The organism is Streptomyces sp. Y2F8-2 (assembly GCF_014905555.1).
GTDB lineage: Bacteria > Actinomycetota > Actinomycetes > Streptomycetales > Streptomycetaceae > Streptomyces > Streptomyces cynarae.
Genome location: NZ_BNGS01000006.1, coordinates 518,435 through 542,594 on the forward strand (window position 1 = coordinate 518,435; position 24,160 = coordinate 542,594).

Genomic DNA, 24,160 nt, shown 5'->3' on the forward strand with positions numbered 1-24,160 from the left:
GGGACGCCGGACCACCGGGTGGTGAACCGGGGGCCTCGCCGCCGTCGCAGGGCTATCGCCGCTTCTTGCCGTCCAGCTCGTCCCACCACTCGTCGGACTGCGGATCCCCGGACGGGTCGTCCCACCAGCGGTCCTCGGGGCCCCGGCGGTTCGCGACCATCGCGGCCAGGGGCGGGATCACCATCGCGACCACGCACATGCCCACCGCCGCCGGAACCGACCAGATGCGCACGACTCCCCAGGCCAGGACGAACAGCGCCAGGCAGGTGCCCATCATGGCGAAGTACACGTGGCGTCGTCGTGCGTACATACCTTCACTATGCCCCGCGGACATGCGGAAGGACCGCACCCGAGGTGTCCAACCCGTGGGTGCGGCCCTTCAGCCATGCGCGGTGCTGCTCAGACCGCGATCGCGACCTCCGCGAGGCCGCCCTTCTGGGCGACGACGGTACGGTCCGCGGTGCCGCCCGGCACCAGGGCGCGTACGGTCCAGGTGCCCTCGGCCGCATAGAAGCGGAACTGTCCGGTCGCCGAGGTGGGGACCTCGGCGGTGAACTCGCCGGTCGAGTCCAGGAGGCGCACGTACCCGGTCACGGGCTCGCCGTTGCGGGTCACCTGGCCCTGGATGGTGGTCTCACCGGGCTTGATCGTCGAGGCGTCGGGGCCGCCGGCCTTCGCTCCACACATGTGCTTCTCCGTCTTTTCTGAGAGGTCGGTCTTACTTACCGGCGCCGAGCTCGATCGGCACGCCCACCAGGGAGCCGTACTCCGTCCAGGAACCGTCGTAGTTCTTGACGTTCTCCTGGCCGAGCAGCTCGTGCAGCACGAACCAGGTGTGCGCAGAGCGCTCACCGATGCGGCAGTAGGCGATGGTGTCCTTGGCCAGGTCCACGCCCTCGGACTGGTACAGCTCCTTCAGCTCCTCGTCGGACTTGAAGGTGCCGTCGTCGTTGGCCGACTTCGACCAAGGGATGTTCTTGGCGCTCGGGACGTGGCCGGGACGCTGCGACTGCTCCTGCGGCAGGTGCGCCGGGGCGAGCAGCTTGCCGGAGAACTCGTCGGGCGAGCGGACGTCGACCAGGTTCTTGGTGCCGATCGCGTCGACGACCTCGTCGCGGAAGGCGCGGATCGAGGCGTCCTGCGGCTTGGCCTTGTACTCGGTCTTCGCGCGCTCGGGCACCTCGGTGCCGTCGACCAGCTCGCGGGCGTCCAGCTCCCACTTCTTGCGGCCGCCGTCGAGGAGACGGACGTCCTCGTGGCCGTAGAGCTTGAAGTACCAGTAGGCGTAGGCCGCGAACCAGTTGTTGTTGCCGCCGTAGAGGACGACCGTGTCGTCGTTGGCGATGCCCTTCTCCGACAGGAGCGCCTCGAACTGCTCCTGGTTGACGAAGTCGCGGCGGACCGGGTCCTGGAGGTCCTGCTTCCAGTCGATGCGGACAGCGTTCTTGATGTGGTTCTTCTCGTACGCCGTGGTGTCCTCGTCGACCTCGACGACGACGACCTTGGGGTCGTCCAGGTGCTGCTCGACCCAGTCGGCGTCTACCAGGACGTCGCTGCGGCTCATGCTTCTTCTCCTCCGGGGCAGTTGCGGCGGGGCGTTGCGAGTCAGAAGGGGTGCGGGTACGCGGTGTCGCGGTGGCGTACGCGGCGCACGAGTGGCCCTGTGTCAGGAGCCGGGGCCGGGATACGGGAGTGGAACCCTCCCGCTCAGGAAGTGCGACAGAGCATGGCGGCGACGCGGCACAGGTCTACTGCCCGCCGCTTCGTGAGATCCGCCTGTCGCTGCATGGGGTCGATCGTAGGGACCGGGCACGGGGCGTGTCACCGGCGTGTCGAATGGTGAGATGCGATCGTCCGCCATGTGGGATCGGATGCGCTGCCGGGCGGTCGCCGCACGGCTCCCGGGCGTACGCGTCCCGCACCTCATCTACGTTACGGACGTGGGCGTCTCGCCCATCGGACAATCGGTCCGAGCGCCCGGTCCGGGCCCGGCCTGCGCCCGCCTTCGGGGCCTGCCGTCGCTGCCGTCATCGGTTCCCGGTCGTCGCGGTCGCCGATCGTCCTACCCGGCGAGCCGGACGTCCGAACCCTTCACCGTGATTTCCACGCCGTCCTTCGCGGCCTGGACCTTGTCGAGCTTGATGCCGCCGGGGAGCTGGTCGATGCGCTGCTGGAAGTCGGTGATGGTCCGGATCCGGGAGCCGGCGACCTCCATGCCGGCGAGCTCGGGCAGGTTGTCGGCGTGCACCCTGACGGTGTTGCCCTGGGCGGTGACCGAGCTGAGCACGTAGACCGGGTTCGGCAGCTTGATGCCGAGAGCGGGCGCCTCGACCTTGACGGCGACCTTGATCTTCCCGTTCCCGCCGTCGGACAGGCCGATCACCCGTGCGGTGACATCGGGGGCGACATCCGTGGGCTGTGACTTGGCGGTCTTCAGCAGCTCGTCGTAGGTGATGAGCGCGGTCCCGGTGGCATCGGCCGCGGTGGCCGAGCTGAAGCTGCCGGAGAACGTCACGCCCTTCATCGACGCGTTCAGGTCGTCGATACGGATCTTCGCGGAGCCGTTGCCCGTGGTCGCGTCGTAGTCCTTGATGCCGACCTCGACGTCGTCCAGCTCGCCGGAGAGGACCTGGGTGAGGAAGGGGAAGCCCTTGATGGACACGTCCGGGGTGGTGGCCAGGTTCTCGGTGGTCTTGAGCTTGTCGGCCGCCTCGTTCTGCGCGAAGTGAACCGCGACGCGGTCCGCGATCACGAAGAGGCCGCCCAGGATCACCACGAGGATCAGCAGTATTCGCAGTGCGCGCATGCTCGGTTGTCCCCCACGTCGGCGGTCGTCACAGCGGTCCCGACGACCCGCAGGCCGTCCTGCGTGACAGTACCCGCCGGGGGAAGGGGAAACGGGGAATTGTCGATCACCTGTGACACGGCGGGGCGGAGCCGGCTTGCTCAGCCCAGCGCCCGGCCCAGTACGTAGATCACCGGAGCCGCCGCCGTCAGCGGCAGCGCGACGCCCGCCGTGAAGTGGACGAAGCGGGAAGGGTAGTCGTAGCTCGCCACCCGGTGGCCGATCAGCGCACCGACGCCCGCGCCCAGTCCGAGGAACGCGCCCGACGCACCCGAGGTGCCGAAACCCGTCGCGCCGCCCATCGCGATGCCCGCGCCCGACGCCGCCAGCAGGGCCACCACCACCGACGCCGCCGTCGGCAACGGCAGCGCGCGGGCCAGGACCGCCACGGCGACCGCGATCGCGCCCACCGTGACCGCGTCGGGTACGGCAGCCAGGTGCCCGGCCGCGACGATCGACAGCGCTGCCGAGGCGACGGTCGCCATCAGGCCGTACATCCGCGTGTCCGGGTCGGCGTGCGACCTGAGCTGGAGGACCAGGGACAGCAGGACCCAGACGCCGAGCGTGCCCAGGATCGCCGCCGGCGCCTGCTCCCGGCCCGCCACCAGCAGCGCCACGTCCGCGGTGACCGCGCCCAGGAACGCCAGCGCGATGCCCTGCCGGGCCGGCCACATGCCGTTCAGCCGGAACCATCCGGCCGCCGTCACGGCCTGAAGGATCACGAGCGGGACGACGAGCGCGTACGTCCCCACGGCCGCGGCCCCGGCGAGCAGCGCCCCCAGCACCGCGGTGAGTGCGGCGGGCTGCAACCCGGGCTCGATGATCGGCGAACGGCCCTCGAGCCGGGCCCGCTGGTTGGCGGGCAGGGTGGCCGGGTCGACGGCGGGGGGCCCGGGCTCGGGGGTGGCGGTCGTCGTCGCGGTGACGGCGACGCCGGGCGCCGCGTAACCGTGCGGCTCGTACGCCTGCGCGTGCGCCTCCGGCGGCAACGGCTGCGCGGCCCCGTACGGCTGCTGCTGCCATTGCTGATGCTGCTGCGGGTGGGCCGCGCCGTTCGGGTCGTACCAACCCTGTTGCGGGTACCCCTCGTGGGGCTGTCGGGCCTGCGGGGCCTGGTGGGCGTCATAGCCCCCGTAGCCGGGGGCCGCGTGTCCCTCGTAGCCCTCGTACGGCTGGTTGCTCATCGCTCATCCTCCTGCGAACGGCGGGAGCACCTCGACCGTGCCGCCCTCGGCCAGCCGTACCGTCTCGTGCTCACGGGTCCCGACGGGGTCACCGTCGACCAGGAAGGAGCAGCGCTTCAGGACGCGGACGAGTTCGCCGGGGTGCCTCTCGCGCGCCGCGTCGAGCGCCTCCGCGAGCGTCGTCGCGTCGTACGGCTCCTCGGCGACCCCCGCGGCCGCCTTCGCGGCGGCCCAGTAGCGCACCGTGCCCTTTGCCATCTGCTTCCTCGACTCGGTCGTGGTGAACACCGCTCAGGCTAGCCCGCCTGCGCGGCCACCCACGCGCCGATGCGGGCCAGCAGGGCGTCGTCGCTGGCGTTCTCGGCGTGGCCCATGCCGGGCTCCAGCCACAGTTCGGCGTGGTCGGGGGCCGCCTCGGCCAGCATGCGGGGGTGGTCGAGGGGGAAGTAGCCGTCCTGGTCGCCGTGCACGATCAGCAGCGGGGTCGGCGCGATCAGGGGGACGGATTCGACCGGCGAGGCCGGTACCGGGTCCCAGTCGCGGTGGTGGATGCGGGTGCGCAGGCCGTAGCGGCCCAGCAGGCGGCCCTCGGGGCGGGTCACCAGCCAGTGCAGCCGTCGCATGGGGGCCGTGCCCCGGTAGTACCAGCGGGCGGGCGCACTCACGGACACCACCGCGTCCGTGTCCGCGCCCTCCTCGTGCGCCGCCGCGTGCCGCAGCACCACCGAGCCGCCCATCGAGAAGCCGACGGTGGCCACGCGCGTGTGTCCCAGCTCCCGCGCCCACCGCACGGCGGCCGCCAGATCCTGCACCTCGCGGTCGCCGACCGTGGACCGGCCGCCGGACGCCCCGTGGCCCCGGAAGGAGAACGTCACCACCGCGCCGTACTGCCGGAGGACGCCCGCCACCCGGCGCACATGGGGCCGCTCCAGATCCCCCGTGAAGCCGTGGGCCACGACGATCGCAAGATCGTCCAGGAGGCGGGAAGGTGGACGCCCGGTGTCGTATACAACGGATCCCGGATCGTATGCGGCGTCGATCGTCACCCCGTCGAGCGTGCTCAGAAACGTCCGCACAGGCCCCCGCCGAACCGTCTCGGAGTGCGGACGAACCATGGATCGTGCCGTTCCACCTGCCGTACCAGAGCTCATGTGGGCTATTCTGCTGGGCAGAGGACTCGGGCAACGTAGCCCCCGGGTCCTTTTGTGCTTTCGGAAGCGTTGTATACGACGCGGGAAACCGCAGGTGTACGGGCCCCCGGGATGCGCAGAGCAGTGCCGCCCCGCCAAACGTCCTCGCAGGGACCGAGGAGGAACCAGACGTATGAGTTCTCTGCTGCTCCTGACCAACGCCCTTCAGCCGTCGACGGAGGTGCTTCCCGCTCTCGGCCTGCTCCTGCACAACGTGCGAGTGGCTCCGGCGGAAGGCCCCGCTCTCGTCGACACCCCGGGTGCCGACGTCATCCTCGTCGACGGACGACGGGACCTGCCGCAGGTGCGCAGCCTGTGCCAGCTCCTGCGCTCCACCGGGCCCGGCTGTCCGCTCCTCCTGGTCGTCACCGAGGGCGGTCTCGCGGCCGTCACCGCCGACTGGGGCATCGACGACGTACTCCTCGACACCGCCGGCCCCGCCGAGGTGGAGGCCCGCCTCCGCCTGGCCATGGGCCGTCAGCAGATCGTCAACGACGACTCCCCGATGGAGATCCGCAACGGCGACCTGTCCGTGGACGAGGCGACCTACTCCGCCAAGCTCAAGGGCCGCGTCCTGGACCTCACCTTCAAGGAGTTCGAGCTCCTGAAGTACCTCGCGCAGCACCCCGGCCGGGTCTTCACCCGCGCCCAGCTGCTGCAGGAGGTCTGGGGCTACGACTACTTCGGCGGCACGCGCACGGTCGACGTCCACGTACGACGGCTGCGCGCCAAGCTGGGGCCCGAGCACGAGTCGCTGATCGGCACCGTCCGCAACGTGGGCTACCGCTTCGTCACCCCGGAGAAGGTGGAGCGCGCCGCCGACGAGGCGAAGGCCAAAGCGGCCCGGCCGAAGGCGGACGACGCGGACGAGTCGGCGCCGGTGTCCGGGGCCGAGGTCACGGCCGAGGCATAGGCGGACGTCACCGCGGAGGAGACGCAGATCACGGACCAGGTCACAGGTGGGGCATAGAACACCGAAAGCCCTGCCCAGAGGCGGTCCATCCGCGTAGACTCCGCGCGTGGCCAAGGTGACTCGGGACGATGTGGCGCGGCTGGCGGGGACATCCACCGCCGTCGTCAGCTACGTCATCAACAACGGACCCCGGCCGGTCGCCCCGGCCACGCGCGAGCGCGTCCTCGCCGCGATCAAGGAACTGGGATACCGGCCCGACCGGGTCGCCCAGGCCATGGCGTCGCGGCGCACGGACCTCATAGGCATGATCGTGCCGGACGCGCGCCAGCCCTTCTTCGGCGAGATGACGCACGCGGTCGAGCAGGCCGCCGCCGAGCGCGGAAAGATGGTGCTCGTCGGCAACACCGACTACGTGGCCGAGCGCGAGGTCCACTATCTGCGGGCCTTTCTCGGCATGCGCGTCTCCGGGCTGATCCTGGTCAGCCACGCGCTCAACGACCACGCCGCCGCGGAGATCGACGCCTGGGACGCCCGGGTCGTCCTGCTGCACGAGCGGCCCGAGGCGATCGACGACGTCGCCGTCGTCACGGACGACCTGGGCGGCGCCCAGCTCGCCGTGCGACACCTCCTCGAACACGGGTGCGAATACGTCGCCTGTATGGGCGGTACGGCCGAGACGCCTGCGGTCGGCGACCCCGTCTCCGACCACGTCGAGGGCTGGCGGCGCGCGATGCAGGAGGCCGGCATCCCGACGGAGGGCCGCCTGTTCGAGGCGCCGTACAACCGGTACGACGCGTACAACGTCGCCCTGGAGCTGCTGTCCGGGCCGCACCGCCCCCCGGCGATCTTCTGCTCCACCGACGACCAGGCGATCGGCGTGCTCCGGGCGGCCCGCGAACTGCGGATCGACGTGCCCGGGGAGCTGGCGGTGGCCGGGTTCGACGACGTGAAGGAGGCGGCGCTGACGGACCCGCCGCTCACCACGGTCGCCTCGGACCGTTCGGGCATGGCCCGCGCGGCCGTCGATCTGGTGCTCGACGACGGGCTTCGGGTGGCGGGGTCGCGGCGGGAGCGGTTGAAGCTGTTCCCCTCCCGGTTGGTCGTGCGCCGCTCCTGCGGGTGCGAGTAGGTCCCCTCGCGGTCACGGTGAAACCCCTCGGAGCCGTGGGGAACGGGTCGTCATCACGGCACCCGAGGCGGCTTTATATCGGGCATACACGGTTCTGTCGGGCTTCTCAGCGGGGACTCAGGTAGCTCTCATGATCAGGGGACACTCTCTTTTTCATGACCGAGAGCTTCCGCCGCAGCGGCGAGTACGAGTACCCCCAGGGTCACGGACCCCAGTCCGCGTACCCCGAGCAGCAGCAGCACACCTCCCCCGTGAACCCGGAGTGGCCGCCCCCTCCGGCGTACGAGCCGGCGCAGCCGGCGGTCGCGGCCGGCGGCGGTCATGACGGACACGGCGGCGACGGCACGGCCGTCCCGACCGCCGTCCCGGCCCGGCCCGGGCCGAAGCGGCGCACCAAGGGCCCGCTCGCGGTCCTCGCGGCCGTGGCGATCGTCGCCGCGGCGATAGGCGGCGGCACGGCCTACGGGATCCAGGAGCTGACCGGCAAGGACACAGCCGTCTCCTCCAGCTCGACCAGCACCAACGTGGTGCCGTCCAGCGCGAAGGGCACGGTCGCCGGAGTGGTCGCCGCGGTCAACCCGAGCATCGTGGAGATCAACGCCGCCTCGAACGCCGGTGAGTCGACCGGTTCCGGCGTGATCATCACCAGCGACGACCAGATCGTCACCAACAACCACGTCATCTCCGGTGCCTCGTCGATCAAGGTGACGACGAGCGACGGCAAGTCGTACACCGCGCAGGTCGTGGGCACCGACAGCAAGAAGGACCTGGCGCTGCTCAAGCTGGAGGGCGCCTCCGGGCTGAAGGCCGCCACGCTCGGCAACTCCGACGGCCTCCAGGTCGGCGACCAGGTCGTCGCCATCGGCTCCCCCGAGGGCCTGAGCGACACGGTCACCAGCGGCATCATCTCCGCACTCAACCGTGACGTCACCGTGCCGACCGACGAGAACCAGCAGCAGGGCGGCAGCGGCCGGTGGCCGTTCGCGTTCGGCGGCCGGCAGTTCAACGGCCACACGGGCTCGTCCACGACGACGTACAAGGCGATCCAGACGGACGCCTCCCTCAACCCCGGCAACTCCGGTGGCGCCCTCATCGACATGAACGGCAACGTCATCGGCATCAACTCGGCGATGTACTCGGCCAGTTCGGACTCGACCTCGTCGAGCGCCGGCAGCGTCGGCCTGGGCTTCGCCATCCCGATCAACACCGTGAAGTCCGACCTGGCGACGCTGCGCTCCGGCTCCCAGAGCTGAGCGGGCGCCCCGCCGGGCAAGTGGTAAGGAGTACGACATGATCACGATGGCTGTGCACGAGGTCACCGGTGCCACCGAGCCCGGCGGAGTCCTGCTGGCCCTGGCCGTGGCGAACGAGCTCCACGCCCCGATGCGGCGCCGGGTGCGGACCCGGCCTCAACCCCGGCCCCGGACCCGGCCGCGGGTCGCACGCGCCCCCGAGGTGGCGGTCCCGCAGGTGGCGGTCCCGCAGCTGATGGGGCTGCGGATGACGGCTGCGCGGCCGCACCGCCGCAAGGTTCCGCTGAGCCGGCTGACCGCGGTGATGGGCTGATCCCGCTGCGGGTCGGCGCCGGGCCGCGCAACCTCCCCTCCGGCAACCGCACCCCGGGCACAGGACGACTCCGGCCCGCCCCGCCCTTTCCGTCCCCGACCCGAATCGTGCGAGGCTGAATCCGTATCGCCCGTCCGTCGCACCTTGAGGAACTCCACATCCATGAGCCCCGCCGAAGGCGACCGTGACCCCCAGCGCATCCTGATCGTCGACGACGAGCCGGCCGTGCGTGAAGCACTCCAGCGCAGCCTCGCCTTCGAGGGCTATGCCACCGAGGTGGCCGTGGACGGTGCGGACGCGCTGGAGAAGGCGACCGCGTACAAACCGGACCTGCTGGTCCTCGACATCCAGATGCCGCGCATGGACGGCCTCACCGCCGCCCGCCGGATCCGGGGCGCGGGCGACACCACTCCCATCCTGATGCTGACGGCCCGGGACACGGTCGGCGACCGTGTCACCGGCCTGGACGCCGGGGCCGACGACTACCTGGTCAAGCCGTTCGAGCTGGACGAGCTGTTCGCCCGTATCCGCGCCCTGCTGCGCCGCAGCCACTACGCGGCGGCCGTGGCGGGCGCGGCGGAGGAGAACGACGTCCTCACCTTCGCCGACCTGCGCATGGACCTCGCCACCCGCGAGGTCACGCGCGGCGGGCGCCCGGTGGAGCTGACCCGTACCGAGTTCACGCTCCTGGAGATGTTCATGGCGCACCCGCGCCAGGTGCTGACCCGCGAGCAGATCCTGAAGGCGGTCTGGGGCTTCGACTTCGAGCCGTCGTCGAACTCGCTCGACGTGTACGTCATGTACCTGCGCCGCAAGACGGAGGCGGGCGGCGAGCCGCGCCTGGTGCACACCGTGCGTGGCGTGGGCTACGTCCTGCGGCAGGGCGGCGCCGAGTGATCAAACGGTTCCGATCCCTCCCGCTGCGCTCACGGCTGGCCCTGCTGGTGGCGGCCGCGGTGGCGTTCGGGGTGGCGGCGGTGTCGGTCACCTGCTGGTTCATCGTGCAGGGCAAGCTGTACCAACAGGTCGACAACCAGCTGACGTCCGCCAGCGGCCCGGTCAAGATGGTGGGCCTGACGAACATCCTGAGCAACTGCACCACCTCGCCCACCCCCCAGGACGACCGCGGTCCGCAGCCCGACACCTACTACATGCAGGTGATCAAGACGGACGGCACGTCCTGCGTCTACCCGCAGTCCGCGGGCCTCCTCCACGTCACCCGCACCGACCTCGAGATCGCCAGGAACCCGACCCTGGACAAGAGGATCATCCACAACAGCACCGACAGCAGGGGCAACGCGGTACGGGTGATCGCGGCACCGCTGGTGAGCGAGGGCCCGGGCGGCGTGCAGCTGTTCTCCGACAGCGCCCTGCTCGTGGCGGTCCCCCTCAGGGACACCCAGAAGACCCTCAGCGACCTGGCCCTGGTCCTCCTCCTGGTGTCCGGCATCGGTGTCGTGGGGGCCGGGGCCGCCGGTCTCGCCGTGGCCCGGGCCGGCCTGCGCCCCGTCGACAAGCTCACCGAGGCCGTGGAGCACATCGCCCGTACCGAGGACCTCACCACCCGCATCCCGGTGGACGAGGAGAGCGAGGACGAGATCGCCCGCCTGTCCCGTTCCTTCAACTCGATGACGTCGGCCCTGGCCAGCTCCCGGGAGCTGCAGCAGCAGCTGATCGCGGACGCGGGTCACGAGCTGCGCACCCCTCTCACGTCGCTGCGCACCAACATCGAACTCCTCACCCGCAGTGAGGAGACGGGCCGCCCGCTGCCCCCGGAGGACCGCAAGGCGCTGCTGGCCTCGGTGAAGGCGCAGATGACGGAGTTGGCCTCGCTCATCGGTGACCTCCAGGAACTGTCGCGCCCCACGAGCGGCCAGCACGCCGGCAAGGTGCAGGTGGTGGCGTGGCAGGACGTCGTGGAGTCGGCGCTGCGCCGCGCCCGGCTGCGCGGCCCGGAGCTGACGATCACGGCGGACCTCCAGCCGTGGTACGTCCGCGCGGAACCGTCCGCGCTGGAGCGGGCGGTGGTCAACGTCCTGGACAACGCGGTGAAGTTCAGCCCGGAGAGCGGCTCGATCGAGGTCCAGCTCGCCGGTGGCGTCCTGACCGTGCGCGACCACGGCCCGGGGATCGCGGCCGACGAGCTCCCGCACGTCTTCGACCGCTTCTGGCGCTCCCCGAGCGCCCGCGCCCTGCCCGGCTCGGGCCTCGGCCTGTCGATCGTGGCCCGCACGGTGGAACAGGCGGGCGGCGAGGTGTCCCTGACCCCTGCGGCGGGCGGCGGCACGGTGGCGACGGTACGGCTGCCGGGTGCGCCCACCCCGCCGCCGGAGGAACAACCGGCCGTCGCTTAGCAGCGCCCCTGCCACTCGTCCGCGATACACGCTCGACAAGGCCGCCGACGTGCCCTCGCTCGTCAAGTCCGGGGCGGGACCGCGCAGTTCGATCGGGACGACGATCAACGCCGCCGCGGCCACCACCCTCACCGTCGCCAAGGACGGCAGCGGCCAGTTCTCCAGCGTCCAGAAGGCCGTCGACGCCGTGCCCGCGGGCAACGCCTCCCGGGTCGTCATCCAGGTCAAACCGGGCACGTGGACACCCTCAGCTTCGCCCTCGGCCGCCCCTGGCACGCCGGCGGCGACGCGACCCTCGACCCGCAGGCGACGGTCCGCAACACCACACTCGGCGCGGCGATCAAGACCGCCCCGTGGACCGACATGAGCGGCTTCTCCTGGAAGGATGACCGCTTCGCCGAGTACGAGAACAAGGGCCCGGGCGCGGGCACCGCAGACTCCGACCGCCCCCAACTGACCGACGCCCAGGCGGCGAACCAGCGGACTGGCTCGGCGGCTGGACCCCGTCGGCCTGACCCATCGCGCGGGAAAAACGGCCGAGGCGGGGCTCCGGACAGTGGTCCGGGGCCCCGCCTCGTGCGGTCGAGGGTTACTTGAGCACCGTGATGCGGTCCGCCGCGGGCACCGGATACGGCGACGTGGCCGACGAGTTCGCTGTCAGGTACGTCTCGAGGGCCGCCAGGTCGTCCCCGCCCACGAGCACGTTCGTGCCCTTGCCCAGCTCTGCGAAGCCGTCGCCGCCGCCCGCGAGGAAGGAGTTCATCGCGACGCGGTAGGTGGCGGCGGGGTCGATCGCCGCGCCGTTCAGCCGGACGGAGTCCACGACCACGCGCGCGGCGCCGGCCTTGGTCAGGTCCAGCGTGTAGGTGAGCCCCTTCGACACCTGGAGGATCTTCGGTGACGCCTCGTTCGCGCCGCTGACCTGCTGCTGCAGCGCGGTGATCAGCTGCGCCCCGGTCAGGTTCACCAGGTTGACGGTGTTGGCGAACGGCTGCACCGTGTACGCCTCCCCGTACGTCACCACGCCGTCGCCCTCACCTCCGCTCGCCGCGTAGGTGAGCGGGGCGCGGATGCCGCCGGGGTTCATCAGCGCGAGGTCCGCCTCGGTGTCGAGGGACCGGGCGTGGGCGAGCTGCGCGTCCGCGATCAGGTCGCCGAGCGGGGACTCGGTGCCGGTGTTGCCGATCTCGCCCGCGATGTAGCCGATGGGCCGGGAGGCGACGGGCGCGGAGCGGGTCTTCCACTTGGTGATCAGGTCGGTCATGTCGGGCGCCTTGGCGACGGTCCGGGTGACCACGTGGTTCGCGGAGGTGACGGCCGTACGGACGATGTCGCCGGTCGCGCGGTCGTACGTCAGCGTCGTGTCCGTGTACAGCCGGCCGAACGAGGCCGCCGACGTCACCATGCGGGGCCGACCCGCCGGGTCGTCGATCGTGCACACGTACGCCTGGTGGGTGTGACCGGTGACCAGCGCGTCCACGGCCGGGGTGACGTGCTCGGCGATGTCGACGATCGGGCCGGAGATGCCGTCGCCCGCGCCCGGGCTGTCGCAGTCGTAGTTGTACGCGCTCGACGCGGGCACCCCGCCCTCGTGGATCAGGGCGACGATCGACTGCACGCCCTGCCGCTGGAGCACCTTGGCGTACTTGTTGATCGTCTCGACCTCGTCGCCGAACTTCAGGCCCTTCACACCCTCCGCGGAGACGATGTTCGGGGTGCCCTCGAGGGTGACGCCGATGAAGCCGACCTTGACGCCGTTCTTCTTCCACACCCAGTAGGGCTTGAGGATCGGCTTGCCGGTCTTCTCGTCCGTCACGTTCGCGGCGAGGTATGGGAAGTTCGCGCCCTGGAACGTCTCGCCGTCGTCGTAGCAGCCGTCCGTCGGGTGGCAGCCGCCGTTCTGCAGCCGGGCCAGTTCCCGCGCACCCTCGTCGAACTCGTGGTTGCCGACACCGGTGACGTCCAGGTCGAGCTTGTTGAGCGCGTCGATGGTGGGCTCGTCGTGGAAGAGGCCGGAGATCAGCGGCGAGGCGCCGACCATGTCGCCGGCGGCGGCGGTGATGGAGTACGGGTGGCCGGTGCGGGCCTGGCGCAGGTGCGTGGCGAGGTACTCGACGCCGCCCGCGTCGATGGTCTTGGTGGTGCCGTCCTCCTGGCGCTCGGTGACCCGTCCGGAGGAGCCGGCCGGCGGCTCCAGGTTGCCGTGCAGGTCGTTGAACGACAGCAGCTGTACGTCCTGGTAGCGGCCGGGGTGTTGCGGACCGGGCCTGCTGCCGTGGGCGCCGGCCGGGAGCGCGGCGAGAAGGGTGCCGGCCGTGGCCAGACCCGCGGCGGCGGCGAGGATGCGGTGAAGACGTCTGTGCCGGACGTTCGGCGGCATGTGCCCCCCTGTGGTGTGTAAAGAACGCGCCAAGACGGTGATTCGCGCAGCTTAGGGTCAACGCGCGTAGCGCAAAAGGGGGTTCGGGGTTACGAGCGGGTTGCCTTTTACCTCCCCTTTCCTTCCTCCGCGCCGTACCCTCGTACCCATGACCAGCGACGACACCGCCCGCCCGGCCCCGACCCGCTCCCTGGAGACCGTCACCGCGCTCTCGCCCGAACAGGCCGACGCCGTGCTGGCACTCCTCGCCTACGCCGCCCGGGTCGACGGGCAGCAGGCCGTGTCCGAACAGGGGCGGCTGCAGTTGCGCGGCGGCGAGCGGGACGGCGTCTCCCATCTTCTGCTGACGGTCGACGGCACGCTCGTCGGATACGCCCAGCTGGAGGACACCGACCCGGTGGAGGCGCCGGCCGCCGAGCTGGTCGTGCACCCGGCGCACCGCGGCCACGGGCACGGTCGGGCGCTGGGCTCCGCGCTCCTCGCGGCCTCCGGCAAGCGGCTGCGGGTGTGGGCACACGGCGGCCACTCCGCGGCACGGCACCTCGCACAGGTGCTGGGCCTGACCCTGTTCCGCGAACTGCGCCAGCTGCGCCGCTCCTTGACGGACTTCGACCCGCCGGAGCCGACGTTGCCGGAGGGCGTCACGGTGCGCACGTTCGTGCCCGGGCAGGACGACGCGGCCTGGCTCGCCGTCAACGCGGAGGCGTTCGCCCACCACCCCGAACAGGGCTCCCTCACCCAGCGGGACCTCGACGACCGCAAGGCGGAGCCGTGGTTCGACCCCGAGGGCTTCTTCCTGGCGGAACGGGAGGGCGAACTGGTCGGCTTCCACTGGACCAAGATCCACGCGCAGGAGCGGCTCGGCGAGGTGTACGTCCTGGGCGTCCGCCCCGGCACCCAGGGCACCGGCCTGGGCCGCGCCCTCACCACGATCGGCCTGCGCCACCTGGCGGCCCGGGGGCTGCCGGCGGCGATGCTGTACGTCGACGCGGACAACAAGGCGGCACTGTCGGTGTACGAGCGGCTGGGCTTCACGACGTACGAGACGGACCTGATGTACCGCACGGAAACCTGAGCCGCCGGCCTCCGGCCGGGGGCAGGGGGGTTTTCGCCCCCGCCGCCTCTGCCCTTCCCGTCCCTGGGGGCTGCGCCCCCAGACCCCCGCTGTCGGCCTACGGCCTCGTCCTCAAACGCCGGACGGGCTGGGTAATGGGGACCCGGCGCTGACATGTCGCCCCTCCGGCTGAAATTCAGCCCCTCCGGCGTTTGAGGAGCGGGGGTCCGGGGGCCGGCCCCCGGATGGGGTCTGGGGCGAAGCCCCAGCGGGGTGCGGGGGCGGAGCCCCGCGAGGGGTGCAGGGGACGCAGTCCCCGCCCGGTACCTGAGGCGAAGCCCCAGCGGGGTGCGGGGGCGGAGCCCCGCGAGGGGTGCAGGGGACGCAGTCCCCGCCCGGTACCTGAGGCGAAGCCCCAGCGGGGTGCGGGGGACGCAGTCCCCGCCCGGGACCTGAGGCTAAGCCCCGCGAAGGGTGCAGGGGACGCAGTCCCCGCCCGGGTCTGGGGCGAAGCCCCAAGCGGGGTCCCGGGGCGGAGCCCCTGTCGGGGTTGAAGGGGGCGGAGCCCCTGGAGGGTGGGACGGGTGGGGCGGCGGGGGCGATGTTCCCGGGCCGCACCCCGCTATCCCGCACGTCATGTCGCCGTAACCATTGATTCAGACGGGCTTGCGACGCTCGGTCAATGAACGCCGCCGTGCCAGAGCCCTTGCCGCCCCCGGAGAACGGGGCCGGTGCGGACCGTGCGCGCTCGCTGCCGCCCGGCCTTTCCGACGCGCCCGTCACCCGTTCGGCGCGGAAGAATGGGTTTATGAGCCAGCAGAACGCCCAGGCGCCGGTCCACCCGTCCCCCGCCACCCCCCGCGAGGGCGAGCCCTCGGGTCGCGCGAACGTGCAGAATCAGCAGCCCTCCGTGGGTTCCATCGCCGCGCACCGCCCGCACACCGTGGCCGCGGCGGTCTCCGGACTCGATCCCGACCTCGACGCCGACCTCGACGCCTACGAGGAGGCCGAGGGCGCCCAGCTGCCCCAGGGCCGCTTCCTGGACCGCGAGCGCAGCTGGCTCCAGTTCAACGAGCGTGTCCTGGAGCTCGCCGAGGACCCGAACACGCCGCTCCTCGAGCGCGCGAAGTTCCTCGCGATCTTCGCCAGCAACCTGGACGAGTTCTTCATGGTCCGGGTCGCGGGACTGAAACGCCGTATCGCCACCGGAGTCGCCACCCGGTCCGCGTCGGGCCTCCAGCCCCGCGAGGTGCTGGAGATGATCTGGGCCCGCTCCCGCGAGCTGATGGCCCGGCACGCCGCCACCTTCCAGGAGGACGTCGCCCCGGCCCTCGCGGAGGAGGGCATCCACATCGTCCGCTGGAGCGAGCTGACGGACAAGGAGCAGGCGCGGCTGTTCACCCTGTTCCGGCACCAGATCTTCCCGGTGCTGACCCCGCTCGCCGTGGACCCCGCGCACCCCTTCCCGTACATCTCGGGCCTGTCCCTGAACCTCGCGGTCGTCGTGCGCAACCCGGTCTCCGGCCACCGCCACTTCGCCCGCGTCAAGGTGCCGCCGCTGCTCTCCCGCTTCCTGGAGGCGTCCCCGCAGCGCTACGTCCCCATCGAGGACGTCATCGCCGCGCATCTGGAGGAGCTGTTCCCGGGCATGGAGGTGCTGGAGCACCACACCTTCCGGATAACCCGGAACGAGGACCTCGAGGTCGAGGAGGACGACGCCGAGAACCTGCTCCAGGCCCTGGAGAAGGAGCTCATGCGGCGCCGCTTCGGCCCGCCGGTGCGTCTGGAGGTCGAGGAGTCCATCGACCGCTACGTCCTCGACCTGCTGGTGCGCGAGCTGAAGATCTCCGAGGCCGAGGTCTACCCGCTGGCCGGCCCCCTGGACCTCACCGGCCTCTTCGGCATCGCCAACCTCGACCGGCCCGAGCTGAAGTACCCGAAGTTCGTCGCCGGCACCCACCGCGACCTCGCCGAGGTCGAGTCGGCGTCCGCGCCGGACATCTTCGCCGCGCTGCGCGAGCGGGACGTCCTGCTGCACCACCCGTACGACAGCTTCTCCACGTCCGTGCAGGCGTTCCTGGAGCAGGCCGCCGCCGACCCGGACGTCCTCGCGATCAAGCAGACGCTGTACCGCACCTCGGAGACCTCTCCGATCGTCGACGCGCTGATCGACGCCGCCGAGTCCGGCAAGCAGGTCCTCGTGCTGGTCGAGATCAAGGCCCGCTTCGACGAGCAGGCCAACATCAAGTGGGCCCGCAAGCTGGAGGAGGCGGGCTGCCACGTCGTCTACGGTCTCGTCGGGCTGAAGACCCACTGCAAGCTGTCGCTCGTGGTGCGGCAGGAAGGCGAAACGCTCCGCCGCTACAGCCACGTCGGTACGGGCAACTACCACCCGAAGACCGCACGTCTGTACGAGGACCTGGGGCTGCTGACCGCCGACCCGCAGGTCGGCGCGGACCTGTCCGACCTGTTCAACCGGCTGTCGGGCTACTCCCGCCGGGAGATCTACCGCCGCCTGCTGGTCGCGCCCAAGTCCCTGCGCGACGGCCTGGTCTCACGGGTCAACAAGGAGATCCAGCACCACCGGGCCGGCCGGCCCGCGTCCGTCCGCATCAAGGTCAACTCGATGGTGGACGAGGCGGTCATCGACTCCCTCTACCGGGCCTCGCAGGCGGGCGTCCCCGTCGACGTGTGGGTGCGCGGCATCTGCGCGCTGCGCCCGGGCGTGAGCGGACTGTCGGAGAACATCCGCGTACGGTCCATCCTCGGCCGCTTCCTGGAGCACTCCCGCGTCTTCGCCTTCGGCAACGGCGGCGAGCCGGAGGTGTGGATCGGCAGCGCCGACATGATGCACCGCAACCTCGACCGACGTATCGAAGCACTCGTCAGGGTCACCGACCCGGCGCACAGGGCGGCCCTCAACCGGCTCCTGGAGACCGGTATGTCCGACACCACCTCGTCCTGGCACCTGGGCCCGGACGGCGAGTGGATCCGGCACGCCTTCGACGCCGACGGCCAGCCCCTGCCGAACATCCAGGAGATGCTCATAGACGCCCGGAGGCGCCGGCGTGGCACAGCAACACCTTGATCCCCCCACCGACCCCACGGCCGGCTTCGTGTCCGGGGACGCCCTCGCGGAGTACCTGCGGGCCCAGGCCACGGAGTTCCTCCGCTCGCTGCGCCGGCACCGGGAGGCCGGTGACGGGGGTCCCCCCGCTCGGGCGAAATCGACAGCGGGGGAGGGAGCCGGTGCGGAGGACTCCGGCGATGCCGTGCTCGCCCTGCGCCGCTCGGCCCGCCGGATCAGCGGCACGTTGCACACGTTCCGCGCCCTGCTCGACGCCGAGTGGTCGGAGGCGATGCGGCCGGAGCTGGCCTGGGTGTCGGGCACGCTGGCCCGCGAGCACGCGTACGCGGCCCGGCTCGACCGCCTGCTGCTCGCCCTGCACCGGTTGTCGGGCTCCTCGGCCTTCCCCGCGCAGACGACCGGCGCGGCGGAGGGCGCCGGTCCGCGCGGCCGGGCCGGCGTTCCGGAGCGCGGGAACCTGACCGTGGGCGCCGCGAAGGCGGGCGCGCTGCTGGAGCGCCAGCTCACCCTGGCCCGCACCCGCGCCCACTCGGCGGCCCTGCAGGCCCTCGGTTCCAGCCGCTTCCACGCGGTGGCGGACAGCGTCGCCGTCCTCGCCAGCGAGGTCCCGCTCACCCCGGCGGCGGCGACCGCCGACCTGCGCCCGTCGGCCGCGGCGGCCGAGGAGCGGCTGACCGACGCGGTGGCCGCACTGCCGCTGGTCACCGCGGGCCACCCGTACAACGCGGAGGCCCTCATCCACGGCCTGTCCCCGGAGCCGGCCCCGCACCCGCAGGACGGCCCCTGGCACCAGGTCCGGCTGCTGCTGCGGCTGCACCGCTACGCGTTGGAGGTGCTGTACGGGCGGTACGGCGAGAACGCGGCGGTCGACCTGCGGCTGCTGGCCGCCGGGCAGGCCCTGGACCGGCACCGGGACGCCTCGGAGGCGGCGGCCGCGGCGGCAGCGGCGGCCCGCACCCCGCGCATCGCCCCGGCGACGGCGTACGCCCTGGGCGTGCTGCACGCCGACCAGCGCCACGAGGTGGAGGCGGCCCGCTTCGCCTTCCAGCAGTCCTGGCAGAAGCAGGCGGTGGGGACTCCGTAGACGCCGCAGGGACGGCAGGGCTCACGGGGGCGCGCACCGTATGCGTGAGAGAGGAGCCGGAGCACCCGATGACCGAGGAGACCATCCGTGCGGCGGGCTGTGTCCTGTGGCGCCGCTCGCCCGTCGACGGCGCGCTGGAGATCTGTCTGGTCCACCGGCCGAAGTACGACGACTGGTCCCACCCCAAGGGCAAGCTGAAGCGCGGCGAGGACCCGCTCACGGGGGCGCTGCGGGAGGTGGCGGAGGAGACGGGGTACACCGCCGTGCCCGGCGCGCCCCTGCCCACCGCGCACTATCAGGTGGGCGGCCGCCCCAAGCAGGTCCACTACTGGGCGGCCGAGGCGACGGGCGGCTCCTTCGCCCCCAACCGCGAGGTCGACCGCGTCCTGTGGCTCCCCCCGGTCGCGGCCCGCCACCGTCTGACCCAGCCGCGGGACAAGGAACTCGTCGACACCCTGCTCCGGGTGCTGGAACAGCCGACCGCCCGGGCACCCGTCGCGGAATGACACGCGCGGGCACGTGGGCGCCCGACATGAGCGGATCCCGACCGTTGCCCAGAGTGACGACGGTCGCGAGGAGAATCCGGGATCACCCCGTGTCCTCAACGTAAGCGTTCCGTGACCTAACCACACCGTCCGCAGGGGTTCACCCCTCGTTCACTTTCGGCCATAGGCGCCTTCACCTGATCTGCCTAATTTCGGCCTTACCAGGTGGCGGGCACGCCTCGCATGCGCGCCCACATCACCCACCCCTCGCACGCCGCCGAATCAGGACGGCGGCTCCTGGAAGGAACTCCCGAAAGTGAAGCTTCAGCGCATGAACCGGCGGGCCCTCACCCTCGGTGCTCTCGCCGTCTCCGGCGCCCTGGCCCTCACGGCGTGCGGCTCCGACGACACCGGCTCCAAGAGCAGCAGCGGGGGCAGCAGCGCCTCCGCGGGCGCGTCGAACGCCGGCTCCATCAAGTGCGACAACGCCAAGGGCCAGCTGCTCGCCGACGGCTCCTCCGCGCAGAAGAACGCGATCGACGCCTGGACGGCCGCGTTCAGCCAGGCCTGCCAGGGTGTGCAGATCAACTACAAGGGCAGCGGCTCCGGTGCCGGTGTCACCGCGTTCACCCAGGGCCAGCTCGCCTTCGCCGGTTCCGACTCCGCGCTGAAGCCCGCAGACGTCGAGGCCTCCAAGAAGATCTGCACCGGTGGCGGCCAGGGCATCGACCTGCCGATGGTCGGCGGCCCGATCGCCGTCGGTTACAACCTGCCGGGCGTGGACAACCTGGTCCTGGACGCCACCACACTGGCCAAGATCTTCAACAGCGACATCAAGACCTGGGACGACCCGGCGATCAAGAAGCTGAACCCGAACGCCAAGCTGCCGTCCACCAAGATCTCGGCCTTCCACCGTTCGGACGAGTCCGGCACCACGGACAACTTCACCAAGTACCTGAAGGCCGCGGCCCCCGCCGTCTGGGGCAAGTACTCCGGCGGCAAGGCCTGGCAGGCCCCGGGCGGCCAGTCCGCTCCGCAGTCCGCGGGTGTGGCCCAGCAGGTGAAGCAGACCGCCGGCGCCATCGGCTACTTCGAGCTGTCCTACGCCAAGGACATGACCACGGCCGCCATCGACACGGGCGCCTCCTCCCCGGTCAAGCCCTCCACCGACGCCGCCAGCAAGGCCATCGCGGACGCCAAGGTCGTCGGCACCGGCAAGGACCTGGCGCTGAAGCTCAACTACAACACCAAGGCCGACGGCGCCTACCCGATGGTCCTGGTCACCTACGAGATCGTCTGCGACAAGGGCAACAAGGCGGACACCCTGCCCGCCACCAAGGCCTTCCTGCGCTACATCGCCAGCACGGACGGCCAGTCGATCCTGACCCAGAACAGCTACGCGCCGATCCCCGACGCGATCATCTCCAAGGTCCGCACCACCATCGAGGGCCTGAGCTGACCTGAGTGTGCGGCCCGGTCCCCGCGGGGCCGGGCCGCACCGTCCGGTGCACCGCCGCCTGGAGCCGAGCCACGAGCGCGGCTCCGCAGACCGGAGAACCCGATGGACATATCAACAAAAAACACACAAGCCCCTCCTCCCGCCCCGCAGCCGTCCGCGGCCGAACAGAAGCGTGCGGCCCGCGGCGCCACCCGGCCCGGAGACCGGATCTTCCTCGGTCTGTCCCGTGGGTCGGGCATCCTGCTGCTGGTGATCATGGCCGCGATCGCGGTCTTCCTCGCCTACCGGGCCTACCTGGCCATCAGCAAGGACCACGGCAACTTCCTGACCACCTTCGAGTGGAACACCGGAGCGATTCCGCCGGTCTTCGGCATCGCCGTCCTGGCGTTCGGCACGGTGGTCTCCTCGATCATCGCCATGGTCATCGCGGTCCCGATCGCGGTCGCCATCGCGCTCTTCCTCACGCACTACGCCCCGCGCCGGCTCTCCGGCCCCATCGCGTACGTGATCGACCTGCTCGCCGCCGTGCCGTCCATCGTCTACGGCCTGTGGGGCGCCCTGATCCTCGTACCGCACCTGACCGGCCTCTTCAGCTGGCTGAACGACTACTTCGGCTGGACCGGCATCCTGTCCTGGGACGGCGGCCCGCCGCGCTCGCTGCTCACCGTGGGCATCCTGCTCGCGATCATGATCCTGCCGATCGTCACCAACGTGAGCCGTGAGGTCTTCCGCCAGGTCCCGCGCATGCACGAGGAGGCCGCTCTCGCCCTCGGCGCCACGCGCTGGGAGGTCATCCGCATGGCGGTGCTGCCCTTCGGCCGCTCCGGTGTCATCTCCGCCTCGATGCTCGGCCTCGGCCGCGCGCTCGGCGAGACGATGGCCGTCGCCACCGTGCTCTCCCCGGACTTCCTCATCCACGGCAGCCTGCTCAACCCGGGCGGCGGCACCTTCGCCCAGAACATCGCCAGCAAGTTCAACGAGGCGACGGAGTACGGCCGTGACGCGCTGATCGCCTCCGGTCTGATCCTGTTCGTCATCACCCTGCTGGTCAACGGCGCGGCTCGCATGATCATCGCTCGCCGCAAGGAGTACTCGGGGGCCAACGCATGAGCACCGCAGCCGTCGCCGACAAGCGCCCCAGCACCCTTCGCGGCGCCCGCCTGCCCAAGTGGTCCCCGTGGGCCATCGCCGCCGGTTCGATCGCCGTCGCGTGCGGCATCGGCGCCGCCGCCGGTCTGACGAGCCACGTCCAGTGGGGCCTGATCGCCGCGATCCTCTTCCTCCTCGGCACCTACGCCATCGCCGCGCGCGTCGAGGGCCGCCGTCAGGCCAAGGACCGCATCGCGACCTCCCTGGTGTGGGTGGCCTTCCTGCTCGCCGTGATTCCGCTGGTCTCCCTGGTGTGGACGACGGTCTCGCGCGGTGTGAAGGTCCTCGACGTCTTCTTCCTGACCCACTCGATGGGCGTCGTCCCCGACTCCCAGCCCGGCGGTGGCATCTACCACGCCATCCTCGGCAGCCTCGAGCAGGTCGGCCTCGCCACCGTCATCGGCGCGCCGATCGGCGTGCTCACCGCCATCTACCTGGTGGAGTACGGGCGCGGCAGGCTCGCCCAGGCCGTCACCTTCTTCGTCGACGTGATGACCGGTATCCCGTCGATCGTCGCGGGTCTGTTCATCCTCAGCCTGATGCTGATCTTCAAGATGGAGCCCTTCGGCTTCGCCGGTTCGCTGGCCCTGGCCATCCTGATGATGCCGGTCGTGGTCCGCTCCACGGAGGAGATGCTCAAGCTCGTCCCGAACGAGCTGCGCGAGGCGTCCCTCGCGCTCGGCGTCCCCAAGTGGCGCACCATCCTGAAGGTGGTCCTGCCCACCTCCATCGGCGGCATCACCACGGGCATCATGCTGTCGATCGCCCGTATCGCCGGTGAGACCGCGCCGGTCCTGCTGCTGGTGTTCGGCAACCGCTTCATCAACGCCAACCCCTTCGAGGGTGCCCAGCAGTCGCTGCCGCTGTACATCTACCAGCAGTACGCGAACAGCGCCGGCGCCAACGCGGCGTACGACCGGGCGTGGGCGGCGTCGCTGACGCTGATCGCCTTCGTGATGATCCTCAACCTGCTGGCCCGCGGCATCGCCCGCTGGAAGGCCCCGCGCTGACAATGTGCGGCTCCGCCGCGTGGCCGGTCGCTGAGGCGACCATTTCCGGCTCCGCCGGGCGGGGCGATACAGCGACCGATCAAGACTTTCTGGAAGTGAAGTAGTCATGGCCAAGCGAATCGACGTAAGCGGGCTCACCGCCTACTACGGCTCCCACAAGGCGATCGAGGACATCTCGATGTCGATCGAGCCGCGGTCGGTGACGGCGTTCATCGGCCCCTCCGGCTGCGGCAAGTCGACGTTCCTGCGCACCCTCAACCGTATGCACGAGGTGACGCCGGGCGGGCGCGTCGAGGGCAAGGTGCTGCTCGACGACGAGGACCTGTACGGCTCCGGGATCGACCCGGTCTCCGTCCGCCGTGAGGTGGGCATGGTCTTCCAGCGCCCCAACCCCTTCCCCACGATGTCGATCTTCGACAACGTGGCGGCCGGTCTGCGGCTGAACGGCAACTACAAGAAGAGCGAGCTGGCGGACATCGTCGAGAAATCGCTCAAGGGTGCCAACCTCTGGAACGAGGTGAAGGACCGCCTGAACAAGCCGGGCTCCGGCCTGTCCGGTGGTCAGCAGCAGCGTCTGTGCATCGCGCGGGCGATCGCGGTGGAGCCGAAGGTGCTCCTGATGGACGAGCCCTGCTCCGCCCTCGACCCGATCTCCACCCTCGCCATCGAGGACCTGATCGGCGAGCTGAAGGAGCGCTTCACGATCGTCATCGTGACGCACAACATGCAGCAGGCGGCCCGTGTCTCGGACCGTACGGCGTTCTTCAACCTGGCGGCCGTGGGCCAGCCGGGCAAGCTGATCGAGATCGACGACACCGAGCGGATCTTCTCCAACCCGTCGGTCCAGGCGACCGAGGACTACATCTCGGGTCGCTTCGGCTGATCCGGCGGTCCGTCCGAAGACCCCTCGCGGTGCTGCATGGCGGTGCCACCGCGAGGTCGAAGAGGGCCCGCCCCTGGCTCCCGGGGGCGGGCCCGCTCGTGTCCCGGGCCGCTACTCGGCCACTTCCGTACGCTCCCACCACCGGTAGACGGTGACGTTCTGCGCCTCGACATCCTGATGACGCGTGGTGACCTTGTAGTGCTCGTACCCACCACGGTGCGGAATCTTGAGCTCCTGGCCGGGAGGAACAACCGGCACGACCTTCCCGGCCAGTTCCTCGGGTCCACCTTCGAGAAGTGCCTTGCTACCCATACCTCCAGTTTTGCCACCCTGCCGACACCCGCATCTCGAAGCCACGGGGCGGCACGGCGACACCGGAGTCCGCGC

The 24,160-nt window shown here is 71.0% G+C and carries 24 protein-coding genes and 1 pseudogene; 15 read left to right on the forward strand and 10 right to left on the reverse strand.

The window, feature by feature from the left end:
* Nucleotides 1-52: 52 nt before the first annotated feature.
* From SY2F82_RS22995 to SY2F82_RS23025, 8 genes are all read right to left on the reverse strand, one after another.
* Nucleotides 53-310 (reverse strand): DUF3099 domain-containing protein, encoded by a 258-nt coding sequence (locus tag SY2F82_RS22995; protein WP_103844332.1) that lies wholly within the window; start codon nucleotides 308-310, stop codon nucleotides 53-55.
* Nucleotides 311-399: 89 nt separating this feature from the next.
* A complete protein-coding gene (locus SY2F82_RS23000; protein WP_103844331.1) occupies nucleotides 400-687 on the reverse strand; it encodes a DUF1416 domain-containing protein in 288 nt (95 codons plus the stop codon).
* Between the two features lie 31 nt (nucleotides 688-718).
* Nucleotides 719-1,564 carry a sulfurtransferase gene (locus tag SY2F82_RS23005; protein WP_200421037.1) on the reverse strand — a complete coding sequence of 282 codons (846 nt, stop codon included), beginning with the start codon at nucleotides 1,562-1,564 and terminating at the stop codon, nucleotides 719-721.
* Between the two features lie 143 nt (nucleotides 1,565-1,707).
* Nucleotides 1,708-1,788: a putative leader peptide gene (locus SY2F82_RS39940; protein ID WP_355139345.1), complete on the reverse strand. Its 81-nt coding sequence runs from the start codon at nucleotides 1,786-1,788 to the stop codon at nucleotides 1,708-1,710.
* A gap of 274 nt (nucleotides 1,789-2,062) precedes the next feature.
* Complete coding sequence (locus SY2F82_RS23010) at nucleotides 2,063-2,806, reverse strand: DUF2993 domain-containing protein (RefSeq protein ID WP_200421038.1); 744 nt, start codon at nucleotides 2,804-2,806, stop codon at nucleotides 2,063-2,065.
* 140 nt (nucleotides 2,807-2,946) lie between these two features.
* Nucleotides 2,947-4,029 carry a hypothetical protein gene (locus SY2F82_RS23015; RefSeq protein WP_200421039.1) on the reverse strand — a complete coding sequence of 361 codons (1,083 nt, stop codon included), beginning with the start codon at nucleotides 4,027-4,029 and terminating at the stop codon, nucleotides 2,947-2,949.
* A gap of 3 nt (nucleotides 4,030-4,032) precedes the next feature.
* Nucleotides 4,033-4,287: a MoaD/ThiS family protein gene (locus tag SY2F82_RS23020; RefSeq protein WP_200421040.1), complete on the reverse strand. Its 255-nt coding sequence runs from the start codon at nucleotides 4,285-4,287 to the stop codon at nucleotides 4,033-4,035.
* Between the two features lie 38 nt (nucleotides 4,288-4,325).
* A complete protein-coding gene (locus SY2F82_RS23025; RefSeq protein ID WP_200421041.1) occupies nucleotides 4,326-5,180 on the reverse strand; it encodes an alpha/beta hydrolase in 855 nt (284 codons plus the stop codon).
* A gap of 172 nt (nucleotides 5,181-5,352) precedes the next feature.
* On the opposite strand from SY2F82_RS23025, the gene SY2F82_RS23030 reads away from it, so the two are divergent.
* The 7 genes and pseudogenes from SY2F82_RS23030 to SY2F82_RS23060 all read left to right on the forward strand — a co-directional run.
* Complete coding sequence (locus SY2F82_RS23030) at nucleotides 5,353-6,132, forward strand: response regulator transcription factor (protein WP_200421042.1); 780 nt, start codon at nucleotides 5,353-5,355, stop codon at nucleotides 6,130-6,132.
* Nucleotides 6,133-6,238: 106 nt separating this feature from the next.
* Nucleotides 6,239-7,261 (forward strand): LacI family DNA-binding transcriptional regulator, encoded by a 1,023-nt coding sequence (locus SY2F82_RS23035; protein WP_200421043.1) that lies wholly within the window; start codon nucleotides 6,239-6,241, stop codon nucleotides 7,259-7,261.
* A 155-nt stretch (nucleotides 7,262-7,416) separates the two neighbouring features.
* Entirely contained in the window at nucleotides 7,417-8,514 is a 1,098-nt protein-coding gene (locus SY2F82_RS23040) for a S1C family serine protease (RefSeq protein ID WP_200421044.1), read from the forward strand.
* A 37-nt stretch (nucleotides 8,515-8,551) separates the two neighbouring features.
* Nucleotides 8,552-8,827, forward strand: a complete 276-nt coding sequence (locus SY2F82_RS23045) for a hypothetical protein (RefSeq protein WP_200421045.1) — start codon at nucleotides 8,552-8,554, stop codon at nucleotides 8,825-8,827.
* A gap of 162 nt (nucleotides 8,828-8,989) precedes the next feature.
* Nucleotides 8,990-9,724: a response regulator transcription factor gene (locus SY2F82_RS23050; protein ID WP_200421046.1), complete on the forward strand. Its 735-nt coding sequence runs from the start codon at nucleotides 8,990-8,992 to the stop codon at nucleotides 9,722-9,724.
* Entirely contained in the window at nucleotides 9,721-11,181 is a 1,461-nt protein-coding gene (locus SY2F82_RS23055) for a cell wall metabolism sensor histidine kinase WalK (RefSeq protein WP_200421047.1), read from the forward strand. The genes SY2F82_RS23050 and SY2F82_RS23055 overlap by 4 nt, the downstream gene beginning before the upstream one ends.
* Nucleotides 11,159-11,696 (forward strand): annotated as a pseudogene (locus tag SY2F82_RS23060) (pectinesterase family protein); the annotation flags it as partial. The gene SY2F82_RS23055 and the pseudogene SY2F82_RS23060, both read left to right, overlap by 23 nt.
* A 74-nt stretch (nucleotides 11,697-11,770) precedes the next feature.
* On the opposite strand, the gene SY2F82_RS23065 reads toward SY2F82_RS23060, so the two are convergent.
* Complete coding sequence (locus SY2F82_RS23065) at nucleotides 11,771-13,561, reverse strand: bifunctional UDP-sugar hydrolase/5'-nucleotidase (RefSeq protein WP_200421048.1); 1,791 nt, start codon at nucleotides 13,559-13,561, stop codon at nucleotides 11,771-11,773.
* Between the two features lie 148 nt (nucleotides 13,562-13,709).
* On the opposite strand from SY2F82_RS23065, the gene mshD reads away from it, so the two are divergent.
* From mshD to pstB, 8 genes are all read left to right on the forward strand, one after another.
* Nucleotides 13,710-14,636, forward strand: a complete 927-nt coding sequence (gene mshD / locus SY2F82_RS23070; RefSeq protein WP_200421049.1) for a mycothiol synthase — start codon at nucleotides 13,710-13,712, stop codon at nucleotides 14,634-14,636.
* A 661-nt stretch (nucleotides 14,637-15,297) separates the two neighbouring features.
* Nucleotides 15,298-17,703, forward strand: coding sequence for an RNA degradosome polyphosphate kinase (locus SY2F82_RS23075; protein ID WP_200421050.1), 2,406 nt, complete (start codon nucleotides 15,298-15,300; stop codon nucleotides 17,701-17,703).
* Nucleotides 17,684-18,787 carry a CHAD domain-containing protein gene (locus SY2F82_RS23080; RefSeq protein WP_200421051.1) on the forward strand — a complete coding sequence of 368 codons (1,104 nt, stop codon included), beginning with the start codon at nucleotides 17,684-17,686 and terminating at the stop codon, nucleotides 18,785-18,787. The genes SY2F82_RS23075 and SY2F82_RS23080 overlap by 20 nt, the downstream gene beginning before the upstream one ends.
* A gap of 68 nt (nucleotides 18,788-18,855) precedes the next feature.
* Nucleotides 18,856-19,293, forward strand: a complete 438-nt coding sequence (locus SY2F82_RS23085; protein ID WP_200421052.1) for an NUDIX hydrolase — start codon at nucleotides 18,856-18,858, stop codon at nucleotides 19,291-19,293.
* Between the two features lie 295 nt (nucleotides 19,294-19,588).
* A complete protein-coding gene (gene pstS, locus SY2F82_RS23090) occupies nucleotides 19,589-20,731 on the forward strand; it encodes a phosphate ABC transporter substrate-binding protein PstS (protein WP_200421053.1) in 1,143 nt (380 codons plus the stop codon).
* 102 nt (nucleotides 20,732-20,833) lie between these two features.
* A complete protein-coding gene (gene pstC / locus SY2F82_RS23095) occupies nucleotides 20,834-21,841 on the forward strand; it encodes a phosphate ABC transporter permease subunit PstC (protein ID WP_200421054.1) in 1,008 nt (335 codons plus the stop codon).
* Nucleotides 21,838-22,890 (forward strand): phosphate ABC transporter permease PstA, encoded by a 1,053-nt coding sequence (gene pstA, locus SY2F82_RS23100; protein ID WP_200421055.1) that lies wholly within the window; start codon nucleotides 21,838-21,840, stop codon nucleotides 22,888-22,890. Before pstC ends, pstA begins: the two co-directional genes overlap by 4 nt.
* 106 nt (nucleotides 22,891-22,996) lie before the next feature.
* Nucleotides 22,997-23,773, forward strand: coding sequence for a phosphate ABC transporter ATP-binding protein PstB (pstB, locus tag SY2F82_RS23105; RefSeq protein WP_200421056.1), 777 nt, complete (start codon nucleotides 22,997-22,999; stop codon nucleotides 23,771-23,773).
* Nucleotides 23,774-23,884: 111 nt separating this feature from the next.
* Here the strand turns inward: pstB and SY2F82_RS23110 are convergent, their stop codons facing one another.
* On the reverse strand, nucleotides 23,885-24,085 hold the full coding sequence (locus SY2F82_RS23110) for a DUF5988 family protein (RefSeq protein WP_200421057.1): 201 nt from the start codon (nucleotides 24,083-24,085) through the stop codon (nucleotides 23,885-23,887).
* Nucleotides 24,086-24,160: the final 75 nt, after the last annotated feature.